General features: G+C 62.0%; 26 protein-coding genes and 1 pseudogene. 16 read left to right on the forward strand and 11 right to left on the reverse strand.

Going from position 1 to position 25,738, the window contains the following annotated elements:
• Nucleotides 1-95: 95 nt before the first annotated feature.
• From ASE49_RS14245 to ASE49_RS17880, 5 genes are all read left to right on the forward strand, one after another.
• Nucleotides 96-575 (forward strand): hypothetical protein, encoded by a 480-nt coding sequence (locus tag ASE49_RS14245; protein WP_056773833.1) that lies wholly within the window; start codon nucleotides 96-98, stop codon nucleotides 573-575.
• Between the two features lie 80 nt (nucleotides 576-655).
• Complete coding sequence (locus ASE49_RS14250) at nucleotides 656-976, forward strand: phage holin family protein (RefSeq protein ID WP_235522997.1); 321 nt, start codon at nucleotides 656-658, stop codon at nucleotides 974-976.
• 25 nt (nucleotides 977-1,001) lie between these two features.
• Entirely contained in the window at nucleotides 1,002-1,304 is a 303-nt protein-coding gene (locus ASE49_RS14255) for a hypothetical protein (RefSeq protein WP_056773839.1), read from the forward strand.
• A 5-nt stretch (nucleotides 1,305-1,309) separates the two neighbouring features.
• The gene (locus ASE49_RS14260; RefSeq protein ID WP_056773986.1) at nucleotides 1,310-1,870 is read left to right on the forward strand and encodes a hypothetical protein; all 561 of its coding nucleotides are present in this window, start codon (nucleotides 1,310-1,312) and stop codon (nucleotides 1,868-1,870) included.
• 120 nt (nucleotides 1,871-1,990) lie between these two features.
• Entirely contained in the window at nucleotides 1,991-2,212 is a 222-nt protein-coding gene (locus ASE49_RS17880; RefSeq protein ID WP_082456489.1) for a DUF4170 domain-containing protein, read from the forward strand.
• A gap of 69 nt (nucleotides 2,213-2,281) precedes the next feature.
• Here the strand turns inward: ASE49_RS17880 and greA are convergent, their stop codons facing one another.
• The 4 genes from greA to carA all read right to left on the reverse strand — a co-directional run bounded on the left by greA (nucleotide 2,282) and on the right by carA (nucleotide 7,615).
• Nucleotides 2,282-2,758 carry a transcription elongation factor GreA gene (greA, locus tag ASE49_RS14270; protein ID WP_056773845.1) on the reverse strand — a complete coding sequence of 159 codons (477 nt, stop codon included), beginning with the start codon at nucleotides 2,756-2,758 and terminating at the stop codon, nucleotides 2,282-2,284.
• A 131-nt stretch (nucleotides 2,759-2,889) separates the two neighbouring features.
• The gene (gene carB, locus ASE49_RS14275; RefSeq protein ID WP_056773849.1) at nucleotides 2,890-6,213 is read right to left on the reverse strand and encodes a carbamoyl-phosphate synthase large subunit; all 3,324 of its coding nucleotides are present in this window, start codon (nucleotides 6,211-6,213) and stop codon (nucleotides 2,890-2,892) included.
• A complete protein-coding gene (locus tag ASE49_RS14280) occupies nucleotides 6,213-6,449 on the reverse strand; it encodes a hypothetical protein (protein WP_056773851.1) in 237 nt (78 codons plus the stop codon). Before ASE49_RS14280 ends, carB begins: the two co-directional genes overlap by 1 nt.
• Nucleotides 6,449-7,615: a glutamine-hydrolyzing carbamoyl-phosphate synthase small subunit gene (gene carA / locus ASE49_RS14285; protein WP_056773853.1), complete on the reverse strand. Its 1,167-nt coding sequence runs from the start codon at nucleotides 7,613-7,615 to the stop codon at nucleotides 6,449-6,451. The genes ASE49_RS14280 and carA overlap by 1 nt, the downstream gene beginning before the upstream one ends.
• Nucleotides 7,616-7,780: 165 nt before the next feature.
• On the opposite strand from carA, the gene ASE49_RS14290 reads away from it, so the two are divergent.
• From ASE49_RS14290 to rpsD, 11 genes are all read left to right on the forward strand, one after another.
• The gene (locus ASE49_RS14290) at nucleotides 7,781-8,233 is read left to right on the forward strand and encodes a GatB/YqeY domain-containing protein (protein ID WP_056773856.1); all 453 of its coding nucleotides are present in this window, start codon (nucleotides 7,781-7,783) and stop codon (nucleotides 8,231-8,233) included.
• Nucleotides 8,234-8,282: 49 nt separating this feature from the next.
• Nucleotides 8,283-10,154: a DNA primase gene (dnaG, locus tag ASE49_RS14295; RefSeq protein WP_056773859.1), complete on the forward strand. Its 1,872-nt coding sequence runs from the start codon at nucleotides 8,283-8,285 to the stop codon at nucleotides 10,152-10,154.
• A 57-nt stretch (nucleotides 10,155-10,211) separates the two neighbouring features.
• Entirely contained in the window at nucleotides 10,212-12,242 is a 2,031-nt protein-coding gene (rpoD, locus tag ASE49_RS14300) for an RNA polymerase sigma factor RpoD (protein WP_056773862.1), read from the forward strand.
• A gap of 131 nt (nucleotides 12,243-12,373) precedes the next feature.
• Entirely contained in the window at nucleotides 12,374-13,573 is a 1,200-nt protein-coding gene (locus ASE49_RS14305; protein ID WP_056773865.1) for a cytochrome P450, read from the forward strand.
• A gap of 99 nt (nucleotides 13,574-13,672) precedes the next feature.
• Nucleotides 13,673-14,110: a ribose 5-phosphate isomerase B gene (rpiB, locus tag ASE49_RS14310; RefSeq protein ID WP_056773869.1), complete on the forward strand. Its 438-nt coding sequence runs from the start codon at nucleotides 13,673-13,675 to the stop codon at nucleotides 14,108-14,110.
• A 14-nt stretch (nucleotides 14,111-14,124) separates the two neighbouring features.
• A complete protein-coding gene (gene glyA / locus ASE49_RS14315; RefSeq protein ID WP_056773870.1) occupies nucleotides 14,125-15,423 on the forward strand; it encodes a serine hydroxymethyltransferase in 1,299 nt (432 codons plus the stop codon).
• Nucleotides 15,424-15,428: 5 nt separating this feature from the next.
• Nucleotides 15,429-15,656, forward strand: coding sequence for a hypothetical protein (locus ASE49_RS14320; RefSeq protein WP_056773873.1), 228 nt, complete (start codon nucleotides 15,429-15,431; stop codon nucleotides 15,654-15,656).
• Nucleotides 15,657-15,673: 17 nt separating this feature from the next.
• On the forward strand, nucleotides 15,674-16,150 hold the full coding sequence (nrdR, locus tag ASE49_RS14325) for a transcriptional regulator NrdR (protein WP_056773875.1): 477 nt from the start codon (nucleotides 15,674-15,676) through the stop codon (nucleotides 16,148-16,150).
• Complete coding sequence (locus ASE49_RS14330) at nucleotides 16,134-16,871, forward strand: RNA methyltransferase (RefSeq protein WP_056773877.1); 738 nt, start codon at nucleotides 16,134-16,136, stop codon at nucleotides 16,869-16,871. The genes nrdR and ASE49_RS14330 overlap by 17 nt, the downstream gene beginning before the upstream one ends.
• A gap of 89 nt (nucleotides 16,872-16,960) precedes the next feature.
• The gene (locus tag ASE49_RS18325; protein WP_156370318.1) at nucleotides 16,961-17,245 is read left to right on the forward strand and encodes a hypothetical protein; all 285 of its coding nucleotides are present in this window, start codon (nucleotides 16,961-16,963) and stop codon (nucleotides 17,243-17,245) included.
• A gap of 224 nt (nucleotides 17,246-17,469) precedes the next feature.
• Nucleotides 17,470-18,084, forward strand: coding sequence for a 30S ribosomal protein S4 (gene rpsD / locus ASE49_RS14335; protein WP_056773882.1), 615 nt, complete (start codon nucleotides 17,470-17,472; stop codon nucleotides 18,082-18,084).
• 362 nt (nucleotides 18,085-18,446) lie between these two features.
• On the opposite strand, the gene ASE49_RS14340 is transcribed toward rpsD, so the two are convergent.
• The 7 genes and pseudogenes from ASE49_RS14340 to ASE49_RS14365 all read right to left on the reverse strand — a co-directional run bounded on the left by ASE49_RS14340 (nucleotide 18,447) and on the right by ASE49_RS14365 (nucleotide 25,541).
• Nucleotides 18,447-20,435 (reverse strand): alpha/beta hydrolase family protein, encoded by a 1,989-nt coding sequence (locus ASE49_RS14340; RefSeq protein ID WP_082456482.1) that lies wholly within the window; start codon nucleotides 20,433-20,435, stop codon nucleotides 18,447-18,449.
• Nucleotides 20,436-20,522: 87 nt separating this feature from the next.
• A complete protein-coding gene (gene tgt, locus ASE49_RS14345) occupies nucleotides 20,523-21,644 on the reverse strand; it encodes a tRNA guanosine(34) transglycosylase Tgt (protein ID WP_056773885.1) in 1,122 nt (373 codons plus the stop codon).
• A gap of 65 nt (nucleotides 21,645-21,709) precedes the next feature.
• A complete protein-coding gene (locus tag ASE49_RS14350) occupies nucleotides 21,710-22,738 on the reverse strand; it encodes a DUF481 domain-containing protein (RefSeq protein WP_056773888.1) in 1,029 nt (342 codons plus the stop codon).
• An 18-nt stretch (nucleotides 22,739-22,756) separates the two neighbouring features.
• Nucleotides 22,757-23,533, reverse strand: coding sequence for an ABC transporter permease (locus tag ASE49_RS14355; RefSeq protein ID WP_056773891.1), 777 nt, complete (start codon nucleotides 23,531-23,533; stop codon nucleotides 22,757-22,759).
• On the reverse strand, nucleotides 23,530-24,498 hold the full coding sequence (locus ASE49_RS14360; protein WP_056773894.1) for an ABC transporter ATP-binding protein: 969 nt from the start codon (nucleotides 24,496-24,498) through the stop codon (nucleotides 23,530-23,532). The genes ASE49_RS14355 and ASE49_RS14360 overlap by 4 nt, the downstream gene beginning before the upstream one ends.
• Before the next feature lie 69 nt (nucleotides 24,499-24,567).
• Nucleotides 24,568-24,699, reverse strand: a pseudogene (locus tag ASE49_RS18845) (S-adenosylmethionine:tRNA ribosyltransferase-isomerase); the annotation flags it as partial.
• A 161-nt stretch (nucleotides 24,700-24,860) separates the two neighbouring features.
• Entirely contained in the window at nucleotides 24,861-25,541 is a 681-nt protein-coding gene (locus ASE49_RS14365) for a site-specific integrase (RefSeq protein ID WP_235522998.1), read from the reverse strand.
• Nucleotides 25,542-25,738 lie beyond the last annotated feature (197 nt).

Here is a 25,738-nt window from a genome sequence, read left to right on the forward strand (position 1 = left end):
AGCAGGGATGCGTGAGTAGTGTTACTGTGTCCTCATATCGCTGTATATGAAGGCGGCACCAAGCGCCCAAGGAAGCTCAAGGAAGGGATACCATCATGGTCGACGCCACAACTTCTGCCGGCAACGGCACCGAAAGCGCCAAGAACCACTTCAGCAAAGCCGTGGAAGAGGCCAAGGCCGCCGCGCAGGCGCTTGCCGAAGGTCTTACCACCGAAGCCAAAGTGCGCAGCGATGAAGCCAAGGACAAGGCCAGCGCCTATGCTGCCGACGCCAAGGTCAAGGCTGCCGGTATGGCAGACGAGGGCAAGGCCCGTGCCAGCCAGGCCATTGTCGGCCTTTCGAAAATGATCGACGACAATGCCACGCTTATCGAAGAGAAAGTCGGACCCAAGTACGGTGAATACGCCCGCAGCGCCTCGAAATCGATCCAGGATGCCGGTCTGCGCCTTGATGAAAAGTCGCTGGAAGAACTGACAGAGGATGCGCGTGAATTCGTGCGCAAAAGCCCAGGTCTGGCGATCGGTCTGGCTGCAGCGACAGGGTTCATGCTTTCACGCCTGTTCAGCAGCAAGTGAGCGTGATTGCCTGGATCTGAACGCGGGAAATGCATAGCACAGAACCGGAAATCGCGCCTGTTGTGAGGGATGTGGACGACATGTCCCTCATGCAGGACCTTCGTCAGTTGGCTGACGAGGCCAAGTCCTTGGCCCAGGCGGAGATCGCATACCAGAAATCTCGCGCCTCATTTGTAGGTTCGGAAGCCCGCACGATTGTCGTACTGATGGTCCTGGCAGCGGTGATGGTTTTTTTTGCCGGTATCGCTTTGGTGGTCGGCAGCGTTATTGCGCTGGTTCCGCTTCTGGGGCCTTGGGCTGCAACAGCCTGCGTAACGCTCGTTCTGCTCTTGTTGGCTGTCTTGGGCGGATTAAGCGTGCGCGCGCGGATACGCCGCATAATGACGATCATGACGGGCTGAAATCCGCTTTATAAAGGACGGCGTCATGGGAACGCAGGCAGCTCGGTTCATCGCCGACAAGGAAGCGCGCGATGCGGCGCGCGAAAAGCTCACCACGCATTATCAGCTCATCAAGGCAGACCTTGCCGACCGGGGCATCGGCGGCCGAATTGCTGATGATGCTGCGGAGCGGGCTAAGCTGATGTTCGACGAGGCCGTAGCCGTGGTGGAGGAGCATCCTGTCGTTACGGCAGGAACCTTGGCCGTGCTGGCGCTTTGGTTTTTGCGTAACCCGCTTGCGGGCCTTTTCAATGATCTGCGCGATCGCGCCGCAGCGCTAAAGGAGTGATCAAGGTGAGCAACACCGACACCAAAACTTTCCCGGCGAAATCGGATTCCACAAAGCCCGCCAATATCGCGGTCCTTCCGACCAAACTGGTCGAAGAAAGGCCTTCCGAAAAAGTCATCGCGTTCGTTAAGCGCCATCCGGTGCTCACGGTTACCGCAGGTCTGGCGGCAGGCGCGTTGGTTAGTTCGCTAGTGCCACGCCGCGTAAGCCGTAAGGCAGGCAAGCGCGCAGCGCATCTCGCCGAAGTTGCTGCGGCCACCGGCAAGGTATTCGGACGGCGGGCGAGTGATCGCGTCCATGATGCTGGCGTCGTTTCTCGCAAACAGGCCGCGATCCTGGCGGATCACGCCAGTAAGGCAAGCGACCGCGCGGCACACAAGCTGGAAAAGTACGGCATCGCCGCAGCGGCAGCGGCAAGCGCTTTTGGACGTGCGGCTGCCAAGCGCGCCAGCAAATTTGGCGATGTCGCAGCTGATGCTGCCGGACATCTGGGCGACGCGGCTGCGGCGCGCTCCACGAAAGTCGTCGATCTGGCCGAAGAGCTCAAGACCCGCATTAAGCGGTAATTGACAGACTATCGGGGCGTTGTTGGCCGATTAGCACGATATCTGCGTCGCTAACGGGTTGTTATGATAGCCCGGTAAATTTATAGGGGCCGCTCACTCCCACAGGAAAGCGGCCCCTTGATGCAGAAGCTCCACCTTGTCATGGGCGGCCGGGTAAAAGACCCGCGCAGTCTCGAGTTCACTGATCTTAGCACGCTCGATCTGGTTGGCGTGTTCGGCGATTTCGCCTCCGCCCAAGAGGTGTGGAAGGCAAACGCGCAGCGCACTGTCGACGACGCCGAGATGAAGTACGTCATCGTGCATCTTCATCGCCTGCTTGAACCCGACCTTCCCCAAGGTTGATCAACCCAGTCACTGACACACAAAAAAGGCCGGCGTAAAACCGGCCTTTTTTGTGTTTTATCAAATTATTCAGATAAATTCGATTTTCTTCACCAGGTAGAACTTGTCACCCGATGGCACCGTCACTTCAACCTCGTCGTCCACGCGTCGACCGATCAGGGCCTTGCCCAGCGGTGAATTGTAGCTGATCCGGCCGATCTTGGCGTCGGCTTCGTAAGGACCGACGATCTGGTATTTCACCGGCTTGTCATCTTCATCAAGCAGAGTGACGGTGGCGCCGAAAATGACCTTATCGCCCGAAAGCGTGGCCGGATCGACGATTTGCGCGCGGGTAATCTTGTCCTCAAGGTCGGCAAGCATGGCTTCGACCTGGCCCTGCCGTTCTTTGGCGGCGTGATATTCCGCGTTTTCCGACAGGTCGCCATGCGCACGCGCCTCTTCGATCGCATCGACGATGCGAGGGCGTTCTTCACGCAGCGCCTTGATCTCAGCGGTCAGCCTTTCATAGCCCTCCGCGAGCATCGGCAGCTTTTCGATACTTGCCATTCTTCTTCTATTCCTCCTGCCGCCTTCCCGCCGCTAAACGCATGCCATGCAACTGGCATTCGGCCCGGTCCCCGGCATACGCCTGTGGGAACGGGCCGATCTACAGCGATGTCGGGAAGACTAGATCGATTTCAGCTATAGTAGTCCTGCAACGAACGCACTTCAAGCTGGCTCCCGCGAATCGTCCTGATCGCTTCACTTGCCGCCACGCTGGCGGCAGCGGTGGTAAAGATCGAGATCTTGCCGGTGAGCGCGGAGGCGCGAATCGACTGCGAGTCCTTCAGGCTCTGCCACCCTTCGGTGGTGTTGAAGATCATCGCGATCTCACCGTCGACGATCTTGTCGACGATGTGCGGGCGACCTTCCGCCACCTTGTTCACCAGATCCACCGGCAGACCCGCATCCGACAGATATTTCTGGGTGCCGGACGTGGCGATCACCCGGAACCCCTGGTCGATCAGCGTGCGCACGGCGGGCAGGATCATCGCCTTGTCACTGTCCTTCACGGAGACGAACACCGTGCCTTGCGTGGGCAACCTGATCCCGGCGCCCAGCTGCGCCTTGGCGAACGCGGTGGGGAAATCGGCATCGATGCCCATCACCTCGCCCGTCGATTTCATTTCCGGGCTGAGCACCGGATCGACGCCGGGGAAACGGGCAAACGGGAACACCGCCTCCTTGACCGCCACGTACGGCAGATCGCGCTTGAACGGCGGGAAGGTGGACAGCATTTCACCGGCCATCACCCGGCTGGCGATCTTGGCGACCGGCTGGCCGATGGCCTTGGCGACAAACGGCACGGTCCGCGACGCGCGCGGGTTCACTTCGATCAGGAAAACCTCGCCGTCCTTCACGGCGAACTGGATGTTCATCAGCCCGCGCACGCCAAGCCCGAAGGCCAGCGCTTCGGCCTGCCGCTCCATCTCCGCGATGATCTCGGGCGCCAGACTGTAAGGCGGCAGCGAGCAGGCGCTATCGCCCGAGTGGATACCCGCTTCCTCGATGTGTTGCATCACACCGGCTACGACCACCTGCTCGCCATCGCACAGGGCATCGACGTCGCATTCGATCGCATCGCGCAGATACTGGTCGATCAGCACCGGACTGTCCCCGGACACCTGGACGGCGGTGGCGATGTAGTCGTCAAGCTGCTGTTCGCTATCCACGATCTCCATGGCGCGGCCGCCCAGCACGTAGCTGGGGCGCATCAGCACGGGGTAGCCGATGCGGTTGGCAACGTTCACCGCCTCGTCACGGCTGCGCGCGATGCCATTGGCGGGTTGGCGCAGGCCGAGCTTTTCCACCAGGGCGGAAAAACGCTCACGGTCCTCGGCAAGATCGATGGCGTCGGGCGAGGTGCCCAGGATCGGGATGCCCTCGTCTTCCAGCGCCTGCGCCAGTTTCAGCGGGGTCTGCCCGCCGAACTGGACGATCACGCCGACCAGCTCGCCGTTCTGCTGCTCGACACGCAGGACTTCCAGCACGTCCTCTGCGGTCAGCGGTTCGAAATAGAGGCGGTCGGAGGTGTCGTAGTCGGTGGAGACGGTTTCCGGGTTGCAGTTGACCATGATCGTCTCGTACCCGGCTTCGGCCAGCGCGAAACAGGCGTGAACGCAGCAGTAATCGAACTCGATCCCCTGCCCGATCCGGTTCGGACCGCCGCCCAGGATCACGATCTTGCGCCGGTCGGACGGCATCGCCTCGTCTTCCGCCTCGCCGAAGAACGGCGCTTCATAGGTGGAATACATGTATGGCGTCACCGCCTCGAACTCGGCCGCGCAGCTGTCTATGCGCTTGAACACGGGCACCACGCCCAGCTTGCGGCGCAACTGGCGCACTTCCTTCTCGCTGGTGGCGCCGGCCATGGCGCGCAGGGCATCGTGCAGCAGGCCGGAACGCTTGGCCTGCGTTTCGCCCAGCCCGCCGGCCACACCGACCGAGCGCACCGCCAGCTTGGCCAGCCGCTTGTCCGAAAAGCCCATGGCTTTCAGGCGGCGCAGACCGTCCGCGTCGTTGGGAAGCCCGTTCTCCAGAATAAGCGCCTCGGCGGCGATGATCTCTTCGATGTGGCGCAGGAACCACTTGTCGTAATGGGTGATCGCGTGGATCTCGTCCACCGTGAAGCCTTCGCGCATCGCCTGCGCGGCGTGGAGCAGGCGCTCGGGCGTTGCGCGTGACAGGGCGGCGGTGATGACGTCGCGGCCCGCCCCTTCCAGCGCCGGCACGCGGTTGAAGCCATCCAGCCCGGTTTCCAGCCCGCGCAGGGCCTTCTGCATCGATTCCTTGATATTGCGACCGATCGCCATGACCTCGCCGACCGACTTCATCGCGGTGGTCAGGTCGTTCTTGGCGCCCTTGAACTTTTCAAATGCGAAGCGCGGGATCTTGGTGACGACGTAATCGATCGTCGGCTCGAACGCCGCCGGGGTGGCGCCGGTGATCTCGTTCATGATCTCGTCAAGCGTGTAGCCCACCGCCAGCTTGGCGGCCACGCGGGCGATCGGGAAGCCCGTGGCTTTCGACGCCAGCGCCGAGGAGCGTGAGACGCGCGGGTTCATCTCGATGACGATCAGGCGACCGTCCTTGGGATTGACCGCGAATTGCACATTGGAGCCGCCCGTCTCCACGCCAATCTCACGCAGCACCGCGATCGAGGCGGAGCGCATGATCTGGTATTCCTTGTCGGTCAGCGTCAGCGCCGGGGCGACGGTGATCGAATCCCCGGTGTGCACGCCCATCGGATCGACGTTTTCGATGGAGCAGATGATGATGCAGTTGTCGTGCTTGTCGCGCACGACTTCCATCTCGTACTCTTTCCAGCCCAGCAGCGATTCCTCGATCAGCACTTCGGTGGTGGGAGACGCGTCCAGGCCCGAGCGTACGATCGCCTCGAACTCGGCCTTGTTGTAGGCGATGCCGCCGCCGGTGCCGCCCATCGTGAAGCTCGGGCGGATGATCGAGGGCAGGCCGGTGCGTTCCAGCACCGCAAACGCCTCGTCCAGCGTGTGCGCCACGCCGGAGCGGGCGGACTGCAGCCCGATCTTGTCCATCGCCTCGCGGAAACGCTGGCGGTCTTCGGCCTTGTCGATCGCATCGGCATCGGCGCCGATCATCTGCACGCCGTACTTTTCCAGCGTGCCGTCGTTGAACAGCGCCAGCGCGCAGTTGAGCGCAGTCTGCCCGCCCATCGTGGGCAGCACCGCATCGGGCCGCTCCTTCTCGATGATGCGCGCGACGATCTCGGGCGTGATGGGTTCCACGTACGTGGCGTCGGCCATATCAGGGTCGGTCATGATCGTGGCGGGGTTGGAGTTCACCAGGACGACCCGGTAGCCCTCCTCCTTCAGCGCCTTGATCGCCTGCGTGCCCGAATAGTCGAACTCACACGCCTGGCCGATGATGATCGGACCGGCACCGATGACGAGGATCGAGGAGATGTCAGTGCGTTTGGGCATTATTTCACAATCCCGAAGTGCTTGTTTCCAACGGCCACGAGCTGCTCGAACGCAGCTTTGGACAGCCGGAAATTTTGAGTGCGTCCGGCGTCTGGCCCACGGTTCGGATGGCCGTACCCATTCAGCTGCAAGAAAAGCTCGCCATCGAGTTTGAGAGGCACCAGCTTAGCGACGCAAGGCGCGGTAGCGTGTTCCGCACCCTGCTCCAGCATATCAAACCCACGCACGGTAGCCATCAACCCAATATCCCCACGAACTTCTCGAACAGGTAGAAGCTGTCCTGCGGGCCCGGGCTGGCTTCGGGGTGGTACTGCACGCCGAATGCGCGCTTGCCCTTGATGGCGATGCCGCAGTTGGTGCCGTCGAACAGCGAGACGTGGGTTTCCTCCACGTTTTCCGGCAGTGTCTGGTTGTCCACCGCGAAGCCGTGGTTCATCGAGGTGATCTCGACCACGCCATCGCCCAGGCGCTTGACCGGATGGTTCGCGCCGCGATGGCCCTGGAACATCTTGGCGGTCTTGGCGCCGGCGGCAAGACCCAGCATCTGATGGCCCAGGCAAATGCCGAAAACTGGCATGTCCCGCTCCAGCAGGGCCTGGATCACCGGCACCGCGTACTTGCCCGTCGCCGCCGGATCGCCGGGGCCGTTGGACAGGAACACGCCCGCCGGCTCCAGCGCCAGGATCGTCTCCAGCGTGGCTTCCGCCGGCACCACGGTCACCCGCGCGCCAGCCTTGACGAGGTTGCGGAAGATATTGTCCTTGGCGCCGTAGTCGATCGCCACGACATGGGGCCGCGCATCATGCGGAGAGCGGCCATAGCCCTGCCCCAGCGTCCACACCGAGCCTTCCCAGCCTTCCTGGATATGGCGGCTGACCAGCTTGGCCAGGTCCATGCCTTCCAGCCCCGGCCAGTCCTGCGCGCGCTTGAGCAGCGCGGGAATATCGAAGTTGCCTTCGGGATCGTGGGCCATCACCGCGTTGGGCGCGCCCAGCTTGCGGATGCGCCGGGTCAGCGCGCGGGTGTCGATCCCGGACAGGCCCACCTTGCCCTTGTCCGCCAGCCACTGCCCGTATTCGCCCGCCGCGCGGAAGCTGGACGATGGTGTCACGTCTTCGCGCACGATGCAGCCGACCGCGCCATCGACCTTCGATTCCAGGTCTTCCTCGTTGACGCCCACATTGCCGATATGCGGGAACGTGAAAGTGACGATCTGCCCGGCGTAGGACGGATCGGTCATCACTTCCTGATATCCGGTCATCGAGGTGTTGAAGCAAACCTCGCCCACCGCTTCCCCGATATGGCCGAAGCCACGGCCCCAGACCACGTGCCCGTCGCTGAGGACAAGCACGCCGGTCGCGCCTTCCGGTTTGGGCGCAAGCGAATATGCGGCGTCGGCCATGGTGGGTCGCTCCGTTGTACGGCGTTTCTGACGTTGTGTGCTAAGGCGCGGTCGCTAGAGGGGGTTGTGCATCGCGTCAAGGCACACAGGTGCAAAATGGCGCGCGGCTTGCTAGTTTACCGCCGCAACGCGCTCTCACTTTTACGCAAGGACCGTTTGAAAACAATGCTTCGTGATTCGATCAAGGCCGCCCAGATTTCCGCCATGAAGGCGGGAGAAAAGCAGCGCCTCGCCGCCGTTCGCCTGATCCTGGCCAAGATCAAGGACCGCGACATCGAGCTTCGCACCGCCGCGTCCACCCCGGATGACGATGAACTGGTGATCGATGTGCTGCAAAAGATGGTCAAGCAGCGCCGCGAATCGATCCAGCTCTTCGAACAGGGTGGTCGCCCGGAGAAAGCGGCAGAGGAACAGGTGGAGCTGGAAGTGATCGAAAGCTTCCTGCCCGCGCAATTGTCCGAGGAAGACACCAAGGCCGCGATCGAGGCGATCAAGGCTGAGGTTGGCGCCACCGGCATGAAGGACATGGGCAAAGTGATGGCCCAGCTCAAGGCGCGCCACGGCACCGAACTGGACATGGGTAAGGCCAGCGGCTGGGTGAAGGCGGCGCTGAGCTGAAGCGCGTGGCGCGATCAGGCACCCCATCGGCAACAAAGGTTGCCTTGCCATGCTGACCCCGCAGTGGCTCGACCAGTTACGGTCCCGCGTCACGCTCTCTGCGGTGGTGGGCCGCTCGGTGCGCCTGCAGAAAGCCGGGCGCGAGCATCGCGCCTGCTGTCCGTTCCACAACGAGAACTCGCCCAGCTTCTACGTCAACGACGAGAAGGGTTTCTATCACTGCTTCGGCTGCGGCGCGCATGGCGACGCGATCCGCTGGATGACCGATCATCAAGGCCTCGCCTTCATGGACGCGGTAAAGGAGCTTGCAGCGGAAGCCGGGATGGATGTCCCCACGCCCGACCCGAAGATGGCGCGCGCGGCGGAACAGCGCGACAGTCTGCACGACGTGATGGCCGCCGCGCAGGCGTGGTTCAAGGCGAGCCTCGCCGGCGCGGAAGGGGCGGCGGCACGCGCCTACCTCGCCACGCGCGGCTTCGATGCACACACCGTGGAGCGGTTCGGCTTTGGCTATGCGCCGGAGGGTCGTCAGGCGCTGAAAGAGGCGCTGTCGCAGTTCCCTGAAGCCATGCTGGTGGAAGCGGGCCTGCGCATCGTGGTGGAGGAGCGCGATCCCTATGATCGCTTTCGTGGCCGGCTGATGCTGCCGATCGAGGATGCGCGCGGGCGGGTGATCGCATTTGGCGGGCGCATCCTGACCCCCGGCAAGACGGACGCACCCAAATATCTCAACTCGCCCGACACTCCGCTGTTCGACAAGGGGCGCACGCTTTACAACCTGCACCGCGCCGCGCCGGCTGCCCGCCAGTCCGGGCGGATCATCGTGGTCGAAGGCTACATGGATGTCATCGCGCTGGCCGCCGCTGGCATCACCGATGCGGTCGCGCCGCTGGGCACCGCGCTGACCGAGCAGCAGATCGAAATGCTGTGGCGGCATGTGGAAACCCCGGTGCTGTGTTTCGATGGCGATGCGGCGGGCCAGCGCGCCGCGATGCGCGCGATCACCCGGGCCCTGCCGATGCTGCGCCCGGCCCATAGCTTGCGCATCGTCCGCCTGCCCGAGGGTCTGGACCCTGATGATCTGATCAAGGCGCGTGGCGCCGGCGCCCTGCAGGACTTGCTGGGACAGGCCGCAACCCTGGTGGACGTGCTGTGGGAGGCAGAGCGCGATGCCGTGCCGCTGCGCACGCCCGAGGACAAGGCCGGCCTCAAGGCGCGGCTGATGGCGCATGTGGAAACGATCCAGAACCCCGATATCGCCAGCCTCTATCGCCGCGAATTACAGGACCGGTATTCCGCCTTCGCCTTTCCCAAACGCGAGAACACCTGGCAGCCCAGGGGCGGCGGCTTTCAGCCAAACCGCAACGGGCAGAAGGGCGGCAAGTGGAACGGCAAGCCCACCCCTGCCCCCTCATCGCCCGAATCGATCAGCCGGCTCAATTCACGCCACGCGCCGGGCGCCCGGCGTGACGGGCTGTCCGCAGCCGTGATTGCCGGGCTGATCCGCTGGCCATCCCAGCTACCCCGCCATGCCGAGGCACTGGCCCGCGCACCGGGGATGGACCCACGCCTCGCGGTGCTGATCGAGTGTTGCGGCGGGGCCGAAGCGCTTGAATCGGCGGCTATTGCTACCATATTGCGCAATAACGGAACGCAAATGCCGTCGCCGGTTGAATACGCCGACCTGCGGTTCGGTTTCCTTTTGCCCGACGTCACTGAGGAGCAGGCGGCCATGGAACTTGCACAGGCCATCGATCTTCTCGTGGAGCGCCCGGTGCTTGAAGCGGCCCTGGCGCAGGCGACAGCGCGGTTCGAGGCAGAGCTTTCCGACGACGCCTTCACGGAACAGCAGCGCATTCGCAAGAGAAAGCTGGAGTTTGATAACCGTCTGAGGCAAATGGCGACCAGACATGCGTCCTGATCGTATAATTATATGTATGCACCGGCTTACGGGGCAGCACGGGATAACGGCGGAATAATGAGCAAGAACGACACAAACGGCGCAGATACCGACGGCATGGACGCGCCGCTGATCGATCTTAACGAAGGGTCGATCAAGAAGCTGATCGCCCGCGCCAAGCGTCGCGGCGTGATTACCGTCGACGAGCTGAACGAGGCCTTGCCGCAGGACCAGATGTCCACTGACCAGATCGAGGACATCATGGCCGCGATCTCGGAAATGGGCGTCAACATCGTCGAAAGCGACGAAGACGCCGACGGCCAGGCCGACGACGATCGCGATGCCGATGAGGCGGAAGACAGCGAAGGCGATGAAGCCTCTCCGCGCGTCATGGTCGATCCTGCGAAGAAGAAGGAAACGATCGAGCGCACCGACGATCCGGTGCGCATGTACTTGCGCGAAATGGGCGCGGTAGAGCTGCTCAGCCGTGAGGGCGAAATCGCCATCGCCAAGCGGATCGAAGCGGGCCGGGACATGATGATCCTGGGCCTGTGCGAAAGCCCGATCACCTTCCACGCCATCATCCAGTGGTCCGAAGCGCTCAACAACGGCGAAATGCAGCTGCGTGAGATCCTTGATCTCGACGCTATGCTATCGAAGGAGCCGCAGCCGGAAAACCTCTCCGAAGACGGAGAAGGCGACGACGATGGCGAGATCAGCGAAAAAACTGCCGGCCCTTCCTTCAAGGAGGAAGATGACGTCGAGGAGGAAGCCGCCGACGACGTCGACGAGGACGGCAATCCGATTCCCAAGCGCAAAGCCGAGGAAGAGGAAGAGGACAACACCTTGTCCCTCGCGCAGATGGAAGCGGCCCTCAAGCCCGAGGCGCTGGAGAAGTTCGCGCTCATCACCGAGCTGTTCCAGACCTTCGAAAAGCTGCAGCGTGATCGGCTCGAATCGCTGGCGCTGGGCATCGATTTCCCGGGCGCCAAGGAAGAACAATATCAGCAGCTGCGCGAGGATCTGACCGCGCAGGTTGAATCGGTGCAGTTCCACGCCACCAAGATCGAATATCTGGTCGACAACCTCTACGCCTTCAACCGCCGGCTGACGACACTGGGCGGGCAGATGCTTCGCCTGGCCGAACGCCACAAGGTGAAGCGCGCCGACTTTCTGGAAAGCTACGTCGGCCGCGAGCTGGACGACACCTGGATGGCCGAAGTCGCCAAAAAAGATAAAAAGTGGGCCGCTTTCGCCGAGAACGAAGGCGATTCGGTTGAACGCATTCGCGTGGAAGTGTCCGACATTGCCGCAGCCACCGGCATGGCGCTTCCCGAGTTCCGCCGCATCGTCAACATGGTCCAGAAGGCAGAGCGCGAGGCGCGCATCGCCAAGAAGGAAATGGTCGAGGCGAACCTGCGTCTGGTGATCTCGATCGCCAAGAAATATACCAACCGCGGCCTGCAGTTCCTGGACCTGATCCAGGAAGGCAACATCGGCCTGATGAAGGCGGTCGACAAGTTCGAGTATCGGCGCGGCTACAAGTTCTCGACGTACGCGACGTGGTGGATTAGGCAGGCGATCACCCGCTCGATCGCCGATCAGGCGCGGACCATCCGCATCCCGGTCCACATGATCGAAACGATCAACAAGCTGGTGCGCACCAGCCGCCAGTTCCTGCACGAGCAGGGCCGCGAGCCGACGCCTGAAGAAATGGCCGAGCGTCTGTCGATGCCGCTCGAAAAGGTCCGCAAGGTGATGAAAATCGCCAAGGAGCCGATCTCCCTCGAAACGCCGATCGGCGACGAGGAAGACAGCCACCTGGGTGATTTCATCGAGGACAAGAACGCGATCATCCCGGTGGACGCTGCAATCCAGGCGAACCTTAAGGAAACCGTCACCCGTGTTCTGGCCAGTCTTACCCCGCGCGAGGAACGCGTGCTGCGCATGCGTTTTGGCATCGGCATGAACACCGATCATACGCTGGAGGAAGTGGGCCAGCAGTTCTCCGTCACGCGCGAACGTATTCGCCAGATCGAGGCCAAGGCCCTGCGCAAGCTCAAGCACCCCAGCCGATCGCGAAAGATGCGCTCTTTCCTCGACCAGTAAGCGAAAAGTCCCGCTTCGGCGGGCTTTTTGTTGCCCTCTGCGGTATCGTGCACCGCCCTCTCCCTTGTCCCAGTTTCACGCTCTGGCGCCGCGCCTAGGCTGACGGGCAACAAGAACGGCGGGATGAGGACATGGGATCGATTGCACCGGCACACGTGCCTGCGGAGCGCATCGTGGATTTCGACGTGTTCAGCCCGCCGGGCGTGGAACATGATTTCTTCGCTGCCTGGAAATCGCTGCTCGACGGGCCGGCCCTGGTCTGGAGTACAGCCAACGGCGGCCACTGGATCGCCGCCGATGGAGCCACGGTGCGAACGCTGTGGAACGACGCGGAGCGGCTTTCCAGCGAGTGCCTGGCGGTTACGCCGGGTCTGGGGGAGGTCATGCGCTTCATCCCGCTCCAGCAGGACGGCGAGGAACACAAGGCATTCCGTAAGCCGGTCGTCAAAGGGTTGGCCTCGCGCTTCGTAACGGCTTTGGAACCCGGCGTTCGCGATGCCATGCGCCTGCTGGCTACCCAGCTGCGCCCGCGCGGGCAGTGCGATTTCGTGGCCGACTTTGCCGAGATCATACCGCTCAACGTATTTCTCGGAATGATCGACGTTCCGCTCGAAGATCGCCCGCGCCTGCGCCAGCTGGGCGTCCAGCTCACCCGCCCGGATGGATCGATGACGGTCGAGCAGTTGAAGCAGGCGGCCGACGATTACCTCTGGCCATTCATCGAAAAACGCATGGAATCGCCCGGCGACGACTTGTTCAGCCGCATCCTGGCAGAGCCCGTCAATGGCCGCCCGTGGACGCACGATGAAGCCCGACGCATGTGCCGTAACCTGCTGTTCGGCGGGCTGGATACCGTGGCCGCGATGATGGGGATGGTGGCGCTGCATCTTGCCCGCCACCCCGATGATCAGCGCACGTTGCGCCAAAGGCCTGACCTTATCCCCGCCGCTGCCGACGAGTTGATGCGCCGCTATCCCACCGTTGCCGTAAGCCGCAATGCCGTGGCGGACGTCGATATCGACGGCGTCACGATCCGAACCGGCGACCTGGTCTACCTGCCTAGCGTGCTGCACAACCTTGATCCGGCGTGCTTCCCCGATCCGGAAGTGGTCGATTTCGATCGCGGCATGGCGCCGGTGCGCCATACTACGATGGGCGTTGGCGTGCATCGCTGCGTCGGAGCTGGCCTTGCACGCATGGAAATCATGGCGCTGCTGCAGGAATGGCTGGCGGTGATCCCGGAGTTTTCCCTAGCGCCTGACCGGCCCGTCACGATGAAAGGGGGCAACGTGGGTGCCTGCACCGCGCTACCCCTCGTGTGGGCAACCTGACGGTCGGTCCATCTCGATCGCACTACGGGACTGGCAAAGCGGCAAACTGGCGACTAAGGGGGCGCAGACGAATCCCCGCCAGCAGGAGCGCCCTCTCCCATGCGCATTGCGATCGCATCCGACCATGCCGCCGTCGATCTCAAGGCTGAACTGCGCGAGTATCTGATCGCGCAGGGTCATGAAGTGGCCGATCTGGGCCCTGACACGGCGGACAGGGTGGATTATCCCGACTATGGGTACAAGCTGGCTTCGGTCGTGGCGGATGGCACAGTGCAGTTCGGCGTTGCGTTATGCGGCTCGGGCATTGGCATTTCGATCGCGGTGAACCGCGATCCCGCCTGCCGCTGCGCATTGGTCGGCGAGCCCTTGTCCGCAGCCCTGGCGCGCGAACACAACGACGCGAACGTCATCGCCATGGGTGCGCGGCTCACCGGACCGGACATGGCGAAGGCTTGCCTCGATGCGTTTCTTTCAACCGATTTCGGCGGTGGCCGCCATGCCGGCCGCGTCGAAAAGCTTTCTCATCCCGCGTTCTGAAGGGCCCAGACACCATGACCGTTGAAACCGCCATTCGTTCCGCCGGCTTTTTCTCCGACACGATCGCGCAAAGCGATCCGGACGTCGCCAAGGCGATCGGTCATGAACTGCAGCGTGAGCGCAAGCAGATCGAATTGATCGCCTCGGAAAACATCGTGTCCAAAGCCGTGCTCGAAGCGCAGGGCTCGGTCCTTACCAACAAGTATGCCGAAGGGTATCCGGGCAAGCGCTATTACCAAGGCTGCGAGCCTTCGGACGCGGTCGAGACCCTGGCTATCGAGCGCGCCAAGACGCTGTTCGACTGCGGTTTTGCCAACGTGCAGCCGCACTCCGGCGCGCAGGCCAACGGCGCGGTGCTGCTCGCCACGGTCAAGCCCGGCGATACGGTGATGGGCATGAGCCTGGACGCCGGCGGCCACCTCACCCACGGCGCCAGGGCCGCACTTTCAGGCAAGTGGTTCAACGCGGTGCAGTACGGCGTGACCAAGGATACCCACCTGATCGACTACGATCAGGTCGAGGCACTTGCCCGCGAGCATAATCCCAAGCTGATCATCGCCGGCGGCTCTGCCTATCCGCGTGTGATCGATTTCAAGCGGATGCGTGAAATCGCTGACGCGGTGGGTGCTATCTTCCAGGTCGACATGGCCCACTTCGCAGGGCTCGTGGCGGCAGGCGTCCACCCCTCGCCCTTCCCACACGCCCACATCGCCACCACCACCACGCACAAGACGCTGCGCGGCCCGCGTGGCGGCATGATCCTGACCAACGACGAGGCGCTGGCCAAAAAGATCAACTCCGCCGTATTCCCTGGCCTGCAAGGCGGCCCGCTGATGCACGTCATCGCGGCAAAGGCGGTGGCGTTCGGCGAAGCCCTTCGTCCCGACTTCAAGGACTACGCCGCGCGCGTAATCGAAAACGCGCAGGTTCTGGCCGATACGCTCAAGGCGCGCGGCGCGGCGATCGTCTCGGGCGGCACCGACACGCATCTGGCGCTGGTGGACTTGTCACCGCTGGGTGTGACCGGCAAGGATGCCGACGAGGCGCTGGAGCGCGCCGGCATCACCTGCAACAAGAACGGCATCCCGTTCGACCCGCTGCCCCCTATGAAGACCAGCGGCATCCGCGTGGGCTCGCCCGCCGGCACCACGCGCGGCTTCGGCCCGGCGGAATTCCGCGAAATTGGTGAAATGGTGGCCGATGTGCTGGATGGTCTGGCGCGTTGCGGCGAAGAAGGCGATGCTCAGGTGGAGCAGAATGTGCGCACGCGCGTTGAAGCGCTGTGTGACCGTTTTCCCATCTATGAGGATTGAAAACCATGATCGACCCGCAACGCCCCCAGCCTGAAGGCCATTTCGTTGAAGATGCCCGCCATGAACTGGCCGGGATGCTTCAGGATGGCCTTGCGCATCCTTCCACCAAGCCGGTGCTGGTGTGGGGCGCGATCGGCGCTGTAGCCGGCGCGTTTCTGCCGTTCGTATCGATCGGCATGGGGCTGGCTGCAGGCGCGGGATACAAGTTCTACAAGCGGGTCCGCCCCGATTGACGAAAGCTGGATATTGAATGCGCTGTCCCTTTTGCGCTCACGACGATTCGCAGGTCAAGGACAGTCGCCCGACCGAAGATGCCACCGCGATCCGCAGGCGCCGCCAGTGTTCGAGCTGCGGCGCCCGCTTTACGACGTTCGAACGCGTGCAGCTTCGCGATATCCTGGTGGTCAAAAGCAACGATTCCGCAGGACAGGAACGGCGTGAGCCGTTTGACCGCGCCAAGATCGAGCAATCGGTGACGCTGGCTTGCCGCAAGCGCGGGATCGAACGCGAAAAGATCGATCGCCTGGTATCGGGCGTGCAGCGGCAGGTGGAAACATCGGGCGATACCGAGGTGCCGTCCCGCGTAATCGGCGAACTGGTGATGGAAGGCTTGCGCCAGCTCGATTCAGTGGCCTACATCCGCTTTGCCAGCGTCTACCGGGCCTTCAACGAGGCGCGCGACTTCGAGGAATTTGCAGGGACAGTGCGTGATGTCGGCGTCAACTGAACCGCAACAGCCCGTGATCGTTCTGGTCCGCCCTCAGCTGGGTGAAAATATCGGCAAGGCCGCTCGCGCGATGCTCAACTTCGGGTTGACCGAGATGCGATTGGTCTCGCCACGTGACGGGTGGCCCAACCCGTCGGCTGGTCCTGCCGCTGCCGGGGCTGACGCGGTGCTGGAACAGGCCGCCGTTTTCGAAACACTTGCCGACGCGGTGGCGGACTGCGCGCATGTATATGCCACCACGGTGCGCAAGCGCGGCGTCACCAAGCCCGTAGTCACACCGGAGGAAGCTGGACGGCAAATCCACGCATCGCCGGGGCGCTCCGCCTACGTGTTCGGGCCGGAGCGGTCTGGGCTGGAGACGCAGGACGTGGCTTTGGCGCGGGCGATCCTCACTGTTCCGATCAACCCGGCGTTTGCCTCGCTCAACCTTGCGCAGGCGGTGATTCTCTGCGCGTACGAATGGTCCAAGGGCGTCCAACTGGCCCAGCCCACCACCGAGGACCTGCTGCCCCCGGCGCCGCAGCAGGAACTGGAAGGCATGATCGACCAGTTTGAGGAGTTGCTTGCGCCGACCAACTACTTTTTTCCCGAAAGCCGGGCTGAGGCGACTCGCCGCACCTTGCGCAACATGTTGACGAAGCCCGGATGGAACACGCTTGAAGTGCGCACGATGCGCGGCGTCTTGAGCGCATTACGCGGGAAGAACAGACGGCCCAGTTGATCGCCGGATTGTGGGCAAAGCATTAAGATAGTTGGCAATCTTGTTGCTGCACTGTATCTGACGTCCATGTGCGGCACGGGATTACGGCGATGATTTCACATATTTTGATTGTTCTTGCGGCAACAGCCACCAGTTCTGCCGCACCTCCGCCAGAGCAACCTACGGTCGTTCCCGCCAAGAAGAAGACAGCTGAGGTCGATCCCAACAAGATCGTCTGCCGCTCCAGCACCTCGGCCGGCTCGTGGATCCCGCAGCGCGAATGCCATTCAGTGGCCGAATGGAAGCAGATCAGGGGAAGGCAAAACAAAGATTCCGAGGATGCCATGAGCAGAATGCGAACAAGGGGCGGTTCGGCGAATCCCAGTGAGTTTTGAATCCCACACCGTGAATCCTCCCACAGGATCTTGACTCTACGGCGCAAGCCCGTAAGGGCGTCCACTTCACATGGTGCCTGCGATCACTTGCAGGCCTGACCATTCGGCCCCGCACTTCCGGTGAAGCGGCGGCCGCATCCGGCATAATCGGCTGGATGGTGCGACCCGGAAATAACCGATCGCGATGCCGGGTGGCGGCGCGGTAGCAGAATGAAGGAAGACTGATGTCAAAGCGCCAGAGCGCCAAGTACAAACTCGACCGTCGCATGGGCGAGAACATCTGGGGCCGTCCCAAGAGCGCGGTCAATCGCCGCAGCTACGGCCCCGGCCAGCACGGCCAGCGCCGCAAGAGCAAGATCTCCGATTACGGCATCCAGCTGCGCGCCAAGCAGAAGCTCAAGGGCTACTACGGCGATGTGACGGAAAAGCAGTTCAAGCGCACCTATCAGGAAGCGTCCAGCATGAAGGGTGATACCGGTCAGAACCTGATCGGCCTGCTCGAACAGCGCCTGGACATGATCGTCTATCGCGCCAAGTTCGCGCCGACGATCTTCTCGGCTCGCCAGATCGTTTCTCACGGCCATATTCGCGTCAACGGCGTGAAGTGCAACATCGCCTCGCGCCGCGTGCGCGTCGGTGACGTGATCAGCCTGGGAACCAAGGCGAAGGAAATGACCCTGATCCTCGAAGCACAGAACCTGCCCGAGCGTGAAGTGCCCGACTACGTGGCGCAGGATGGCAACGACAAGGTCACGTTCGTGCGCGTTCCCACACTCGACGAAGTGCCATATCCGGTGAAGATGGAACCCAATCTGGTGGTCGAGTTCTACTCGCGCTGATCGGTTTTTTGATACGCCAGCCAAAAAGGCGGTCCTTGCGGGCCGCCTTTTTTCATGCCGTCGCTTCACAAAAAATTACAGTATCACAGTCGGTTGTCAGGGAACCGCCATGCGCTGACGGTATTAAACTGGTACTATGTCACGCTATCGATTCATTACCCCCCACCGCACCGGCAAATGGTATTCCGATCTCGCTACGGCGAAGCGTTTCGCTTGCTCCATAGGAGCCGGATTTTTGGATACGCGCACCGGAAAATTTGTGGCCTACGTCGGTACCCAGTTGCAGGAAGCAACGATGGCCGGGGACGGGATGGTCGAGGCTGCCTGAAGCGGCCCCCTACGCGCAATCCCAGGCCTATCCTTCAGTGTAGGCCCATGGCTTTTCGCAAGAACGCGTCGCTTTCGAAAAGCAACTTGGTTCGAGCTTCCGCAGATCCGAGTTGATGGTCCAGCCCATCGAATTCTACGTACTCGACCTGCTTTCCAGCGCCACGAAGTCGCGAGTTCATTAACCGCGATTCTGAAACATTCACGTTTTGGTCCCGGTTGCCGTGGAACAGCAGCACCGGCGATTTGAAAGCCGCCGCATGCCGCGCCGGCGACCCGGCTTCGATATGCGGCCCGCGCCCGATAGCCTGATCGACGACATTGTAATCCACGAACCCTTGCGACTCCTCACGCAGAGCCGCCAAATCCGTTACCGGGGCGATCGCAACCACAGCCTTGTAGAGATCAGGGTCCACAACCTGGGATTGCAGCGCCGCATAGCCGCCATAAGACCAGCCAACGATGCCCAGCTTGTCGGGCGCAGCGATGCCCTGCTTGATCAGCCAGCGGCCAGCATCGTCAACATCGTTGATCGCCACCTTCCATGACTTGAACCCGTTGTGCTGGTACCAGTCGGCGCCATACCCGGAAGAGCCGCGATAATTGGGCTGCAGAACGGCATAACCGCGCGCGGCAAAAAACTGCACGAGCCAGTCGAATCCCCATTCATCGCGCGCCGAAGGCCCACCGTGGGGCATGACGATCGCGGGCAGGTTGCGCCCCGAACTGCCCGGCGGCAACGTCAGATAGGCGGGGATCATCGTGCCATCCGCAGCCGGGAACGTGATCGGTTTCATCTCGGCAAGCTTGGCGCCAGTCAAATTAGGCCGATAAGGAATGATCTGGCTCAGATGATGACTTTTGCGGTCATACAGATAGAACACGCCGGGATTGGTGTCGCTTGAGGCGAGAATGACGATCTTGTTCTCGTCCGCACTGGCATCGATAAACGATATTGCAGGGGCGCCCGGCAATACCTTCATCAAAGCCTGGCTCAGCTTGTTCAGGACCGGATCGAAATACTCGGCGACACGGCGATCGGTAGCATAGCTCGCGCCCACCACCCGGCGGGATCTGCCGAAAACCATCAGGTCGTCGACATCAACGCCGGGGCGCGACAACACCAGTTCCTTGCGCTGTGAGCCATCGAGCGCCACGCTGTAGAGCCCGGTCAATCCACCCGCATCGTTGTCGAAGCCGTATACGATATTCTTCTGCGCATCGACCGCCTCCGGCCGGAACCCGGTCGATGTGTTGTCAGCAGAGATAGCTTGAGACAGCGGCTTCCACTCGCGACTGTCCAAGGTGCGATAAAAGAACAGCTCCCGACCGGTCATCATGCCGGAATCCTGGGCCTGGATCTGCCCCATGACCCTGACCGTGCCGTGGCCATCGCTGATATATGTTCTTGCCTGGCGGCGGCCGGGCTCAACCGTCCTGCGGGCGCCGGACACCACATCAATGTCCTGAACGCCGATCCCGTCGGAATTGTTCTGAATGATCGACCCGGTCTTGGTTTCCGGAACGAAGTTCTGCGTCATCAGCACATGGCCGGGCTTGACCAGGTTCGTGTCGATCACTTCACCGCCATAAATGGCAACGCCAGTACTGCGATCAGTGGGCCGCTGCGCAAGCTGCATCACATTTCGCCCATCGGCATCGACCGCCAGAGGCCGGGTGAACGTCAAGCGCTTACCGTACATTTCGGCCTGAACGGATACGATGCAAACCAGGCGACCGTCGGTCACCCATTCGCACCTGCGCAGTTGCGCGTCGATACTGGGAGAGCCCATGATGCCCTTGAGGTCGGAGCCTTTTTCCGTATCCAGCACCGCCAGCAATGAACGGCCGTCCGGCTGGCGCATGATCAACGAGATCTTGGTGCCGTCCGGAGACAGGCTGACGTGCTCAACCGCCGGCAAGGCACCGAAGCGCGCTGCATCATTCGTCGTTTCCGCGCGCGGTGACGTTGCACACAGTGCCAGGCACCCCGCGCTCAAGCTCAACAAAGTTTTTCTGATCATCGCCCCTCTTCGAAGAGAAACCCTGAGTCTCTTCGCCGTGGAACGTATCCGCTTTGTTGCTGCGGACAAGTTGTTGATCAGACGCCGCTACAAATAATTCTGCCGAAAAGTGGCGGCAAATTCTGCAAAGGAACCTGCTGCGATGGCATCGCGCATGCCTTGCATAAGCTGCTGGTAGAACGACAGATTGTGTTCGGTGAGCAGCATGGCTCCCAGCATCTCGCCCGCCTTGATGAGGTGATGGATGTAGGCCCTGCTATAAGTGGCGCATGTGGGGCAGATGCACTGCGGATCCACCGGTCCGGTGTCCTCAGCATGGCGGGCGTTGCGCATGTTCAGCGGGCCGCTCCACGTGAAGGCCTGACCGTTGCGGCCCGACCTTGTGGGAAGCACGCAGTCGAACATGTCGACGCCGCGCTCCACCGCCCCTACCAGATCGTCCGGCTTGCCAACGCCCATCAGATAGCGCGGCCGATCCAGGGGCAATTGGCCAGGCGCGAAATCGAGCGTTGCGAACATCGCCTCCTGCCCCTCGCCCACCGCCAGACCGCCGATCGCATAGCCATCGAAGCCGATCGCGGTCAGTGCATCGGCGCTGGTTTTGCGCAAGGATTCGTCCAGCGCGCCTTGCTGGATGCCAAACAGCGCAGACCCTTCCGCGTGATCGCCTCCGGCATCGAACGCGGCCCGGCTGCGCTGTGCCCAGCGCATCGACATTTCCATGGACCGCGCGATGACGTCGCGCGGCTGATCGATCTTGGGACATTCATCGAAGCACATGACGATGTCAGAGCCCAGCAGCCGCTGGATTTCCATCGAGCGTTCGGGAGACAGCATATGCCGCGAGCCGTCGATGTGGCTGGCGAACGTCACTCCGTCCTCGGTGATCTTGCGCAGTTCGGACAGGCTCATCACCTGATAGCCGCCACTGTCGGTGAGGATCGGCCGGTCCCAGTTCATGAACCTGTGGAGCCCACCCAGCCGTGCCACCCGTTCGGCGCCGGGGCGCAGCATAAGGTGGTAGGTGTTGCCAAGCAGAATGTCGGCCCCGGTGGCGCGCACGTCCTGCGGTTTCATCGCCTTGACCGTGGCGGCGGTGCCGACGGGCATGAAAGCGGGCGTGCGGATGTCACCGCGCCGCATCTTAATCACGCCGGTGCGCGCCTTGCCGTCGGTAGCGTGGATCGAAAACTGGAAACGAGGGTTCATGACGCGCTCCCTAATCACTTTGGCGTGTTTCGGAAACGACGGAATGCGCACAACTGCCCGTATGGTCAGAATCCGTAGACCAGCGAGAACCGGGAAATCGTGTCGGTCTTCAACGATCCTTCAGGAGGCGACGTTTCATGTTCGATCGAGTACGAGATCTTGGCCTTCAACCCTTTTGCCATGCCCGCCTCGATCGCGGTCAACGATGTAAACGTGTTGTTGTCTGACCCCACATAGGCGCTGGCATCCTGCGTCAGTTTGATCGTCGGGTTGATCTTCCAGTCGAAATCAAGCGAGGTCAGCGTCGACCAGGCAGTTTCGTTAGGCTCTCGCACGTAATCGACCTGGCGGATGGCGGGACCGGCCTCAAGGGACAAAGTGCGTCCGGGGCGGTTGAGGATGCGATACCCAAGCCCGCCTGACAGCGTATACCGGTCCTCGAAGCCCTGGATGGGGTCCCGCTCATACTGCGCGCGGGCATAGGTAAACAGGCCTTCGTTCAGGGTGTAACGCGGCTGATAGCTGGCCGTGTACTGTTCGCGGGTTACCGTGCCGCGATCCTCCTGATAGTCCGCCGTCGCCTGGAAGATATGCTCCCAGTCGATGCCCTTGCGATCCAGCTTGAGGGCCGCACTGAAGCCGAAGTTGTCGGTATTGCCGGTCGCGCGAAAGGCGCCCAGTTCGATCTGACCCTTCCACAAGTCAAGCACGCCGGAGGCGCGGATACGGTTCTGCTCGGCCAAGGTCCTGGCGGCGATTTCCTTGGCCCGGCGGTCATTATACGCGCGCTGCAGTTCGCGGATCTCGTCCTTGTCATAGCGCTGGGTTTCGAGAGCGAACTTGACGACAGCAGCAACGGCGGCGCTGTCGTCCGTCTTCATCGCGGCTTCCAGCATCGCGCGAACCTGCCGGTCGAGTTGGGGCCGCTCGGCACGGACATAAGGCACGAACGGCGGATAGGCCGGCAGATTTAGGCTCAGCACACTTGGCGCGGCCAGAGGCACGATCAGGTTCTGCGGATACTCTTGCGCAAGAGCCGGGGCGCAGAACACGACAAAAGGAGCGCTGGCGAGAACCCGGCGGTGCATCGTCATAGTGGCAACCTTACGCGGCTATGTTCGCAGGCGCCACCCGGTGCGGAATATCCATGCGATGAAGACCACGCATATTGCGAGGAACAGCAGTGTCAGGCCGATCGAAAGGCCGATAGGCACGTCGGAGCGATCATAGAACGTCCAGCGCAGGCCGTTGACCAGGAACACCACCGGGTTTGCCAAAGCCACCGACTTCCAGGGATCGGGCAGATCGTTGATCGAATAGAACGTGCCACCCAGGAACGTTAGCGGCGTCAGGATCAGCATCGGCACCACAGTGAGTTTCTCGAAGCTGTCCGCCCAAATGCCCAGGATGAAACCTAGCAGCGAAAAACTGGCTGAAACCAGCAGGATGAAGCCGAATGCGTAGAACGGATGTGCGATTGAATAATCAACGAACTGGCTGGCCGTTACTAGAATAATGGCGGCCAGGATCAGCGACTTGGTCGCCGCAGCGCCCACGAACCCGACCAAGGTTTCGCCCACCCCGACCGGCGCAGACAACAACTCGTAGATCGAGCCGGTGAAACGCGGCATGTAGATCCCGAAGCTGGCGTTGGACGTGCTTTCGCCCAGTAGCGTGAGCAGCAACAGGCCCGGCACGATGAACGCACCGTAACTTACGCCGTCGATGCCGCCGCCGCTCATCTTGCCGCCGATCGCCGCGCCGAACACCACGAAATAGAGCGTGGTGGTGAGGACCGGGGCGAGGATGGACTGCATCGCGGTGCGAAAAGCGCGGAGCAATTCCTGCTTGTAGATGGTCCAGGCGCTGCGCGCGTTGAAGACGCTCATGCCGCTTGTCCATCGCGCTGGGCCACGCCCTGCGGGCCTTCCAGCAGGTTGACGAAAATGTCTTCCAGGCTCGATTCGTGGATGTCGATCGCTGTGTAGTCGATTCCGGCGCGGGTCAGGTCCTTGGTCAGATTGGCCACGTCCTGCGTGCCTGTCCCTCCCCCCTCACCGCCACCACCGCGATAGCACAGCACCGTGCCCTCCTCGATCAGTGAGACCGGATACCGGGCGATGGGCCCCGGCAGTTCTGCCAACGGCTGGGCCAGGGAAATCAGCGCCTCGGTGCGCCCCAGCCGTTCCATCATCGCGGTCTTTTCATCCACCATCAGGATTTCGCCCTGGCGGATGATGCCGACGCGGTCCGCCATTTCCTCGGCCTCTTCGATGTAGTGGGTGGTCAAGATCACCGTCGTCCCGCGTTCGCGCAGCAGGGCGATTTGCTTCCACATGTCGCGCCGCAGTTCGACATCGACGCCGGCGGTTGGCTCATCCAGGAACAGCAGTTCGGGTTCGTGAGCCAGCGCCTTGGCGATCAGCACGCGCCGCTTCATGCCGCCCGAAAGCGTGCGGATCTGCGCATCGCGCTTGTCCCACAAGCTGAGCGCGCGCAATATCTCCTCGATCCGCGCGGGGTCTGGCGCCAGGCCAAAAAGCCCACGCGAATGGTTCACGGATCGCAGCACGGGTTCGAACATGTCGGTCGCCAGTTCCTGCGGAACCAGGCCGATGCGCGAACGCACGGAACGCCAGTTCCGGGCCAGATCCTCGCCGAACACCGCGATGGTGCCAGACGTGGGACGCACCATGCCGCATACCGCCGCGATCAGCGTCGTCTTGCCGGCGCCGTTCGGCCCCAGCAGCGCGAAAATCTCGCCTTTGTTGATGACAAGGTCCACGCCCTTGAGCGCGGTAAACCCGCCTTTATAGGTTTTGGTCAGGCCGCGAATTTCAAGGATGGGTTGCATCGGCTCTGAATGGCGTTACCCGGCGCGTTTTCCAACCCCCTTCGCCTCGTTCATGCACACGCAAACCGGTCAGGGCAGCAGCAGGCTGGAATCCCCGTAGGAGTAGAAGCGATAATCGTGCGCGATGGCGTACGCATATGCTGCCTGCATCCGCTCCAGCCCCATGAGGGCAGAGACCAGCATGAACAGATTCTGATTCGGCCTGATTTTCCCGTTAGAAAACAAAATTATAAGGACGTGTGGGAGCCACCTTTCAATGACTCCCACCTACCTCGTAACTTCACGTGAAACCCGAATTCGGCCATCATCCACTGGAAGACATTTTGGCCTGATTGTCGATCACCAAACGACCTACCGTTGCCCTACAGCGTTGGCAGCCTTGGCGGCTGAACATCCACCACTGCATTCGCCCATGTCGTTCCAGTGACCTCCGATGCGGCGTTCACCGCCTGAAGCAAGGTATCGGTCGAGAGATGCGCATAGCGCTCACTGGTCTTGACCTGAGCGTGGCCAAGAACCTTTGCCACGACGTAGAGCGACTGCCCCGAATTGACGAGATTGGACGCTGCGCTGTGGCGAAGGTCATGCATACGCACGTCGGGTAGCCCTGCCCGCCGCCGCGCATTGTCCCAAGCGTTGTAGACCGAAACGAACGGCTTGAAGGTTTCCGGATTCGGCACGATGAATGGGCAGGCATCGAACCGAGGAATCGAGTGCAACACGTTGAGCGCGTCCTGAGAAAGCGGCACATGCCGGGGCTTGCCGCTCTTGCTGGTCGGTATCCGCCAGATCTTGCGTTCGAACGATATCTGATCCCATTTGGCATCCAGCAGTTCGCGCTTCCTGCAGCCGGTCAGTAGCAGCAGGGCCACGATGTACCGCAACATGAAGTTGGGGCTTTCTTCGACCGAATCCTTGAGCCGCTGGGTCTCTGCAGCGGTGAGGAAGCGCTCAACCCGGTTCTCGGGGTCCTTTTGCTTTACTCCTTCGAGCGGATTAACTTCTGCCCCTGGAAGGCCCCAGCGCTTTGCCATGCGCATCATGTGGCTCATGATGACCTGCCAGCGATTGATCGTCGCCTGCGCATAGCCCTCGGCCCGCTTCTAGTTCAACCAATCCATGATTTCGGTCTGATCTAGGGTCCGGACTCATTAGAGCCACCATATGACGAAGGCGGCGATGGCGATGGTTGCCATGAAGGTCTTGATGTTGCGGTCAAACCTGGTGGCTACGCGGCGCC

The organism is Novosphingobium sp. Leaf2 (assembly GCF_001421325.1).
Classification (GTDB): Bacteria; Pseudomonadota; Alphaproteobacteria; order Sphingomonadales; family Sphingomonadaceae; genus Novosphingobium.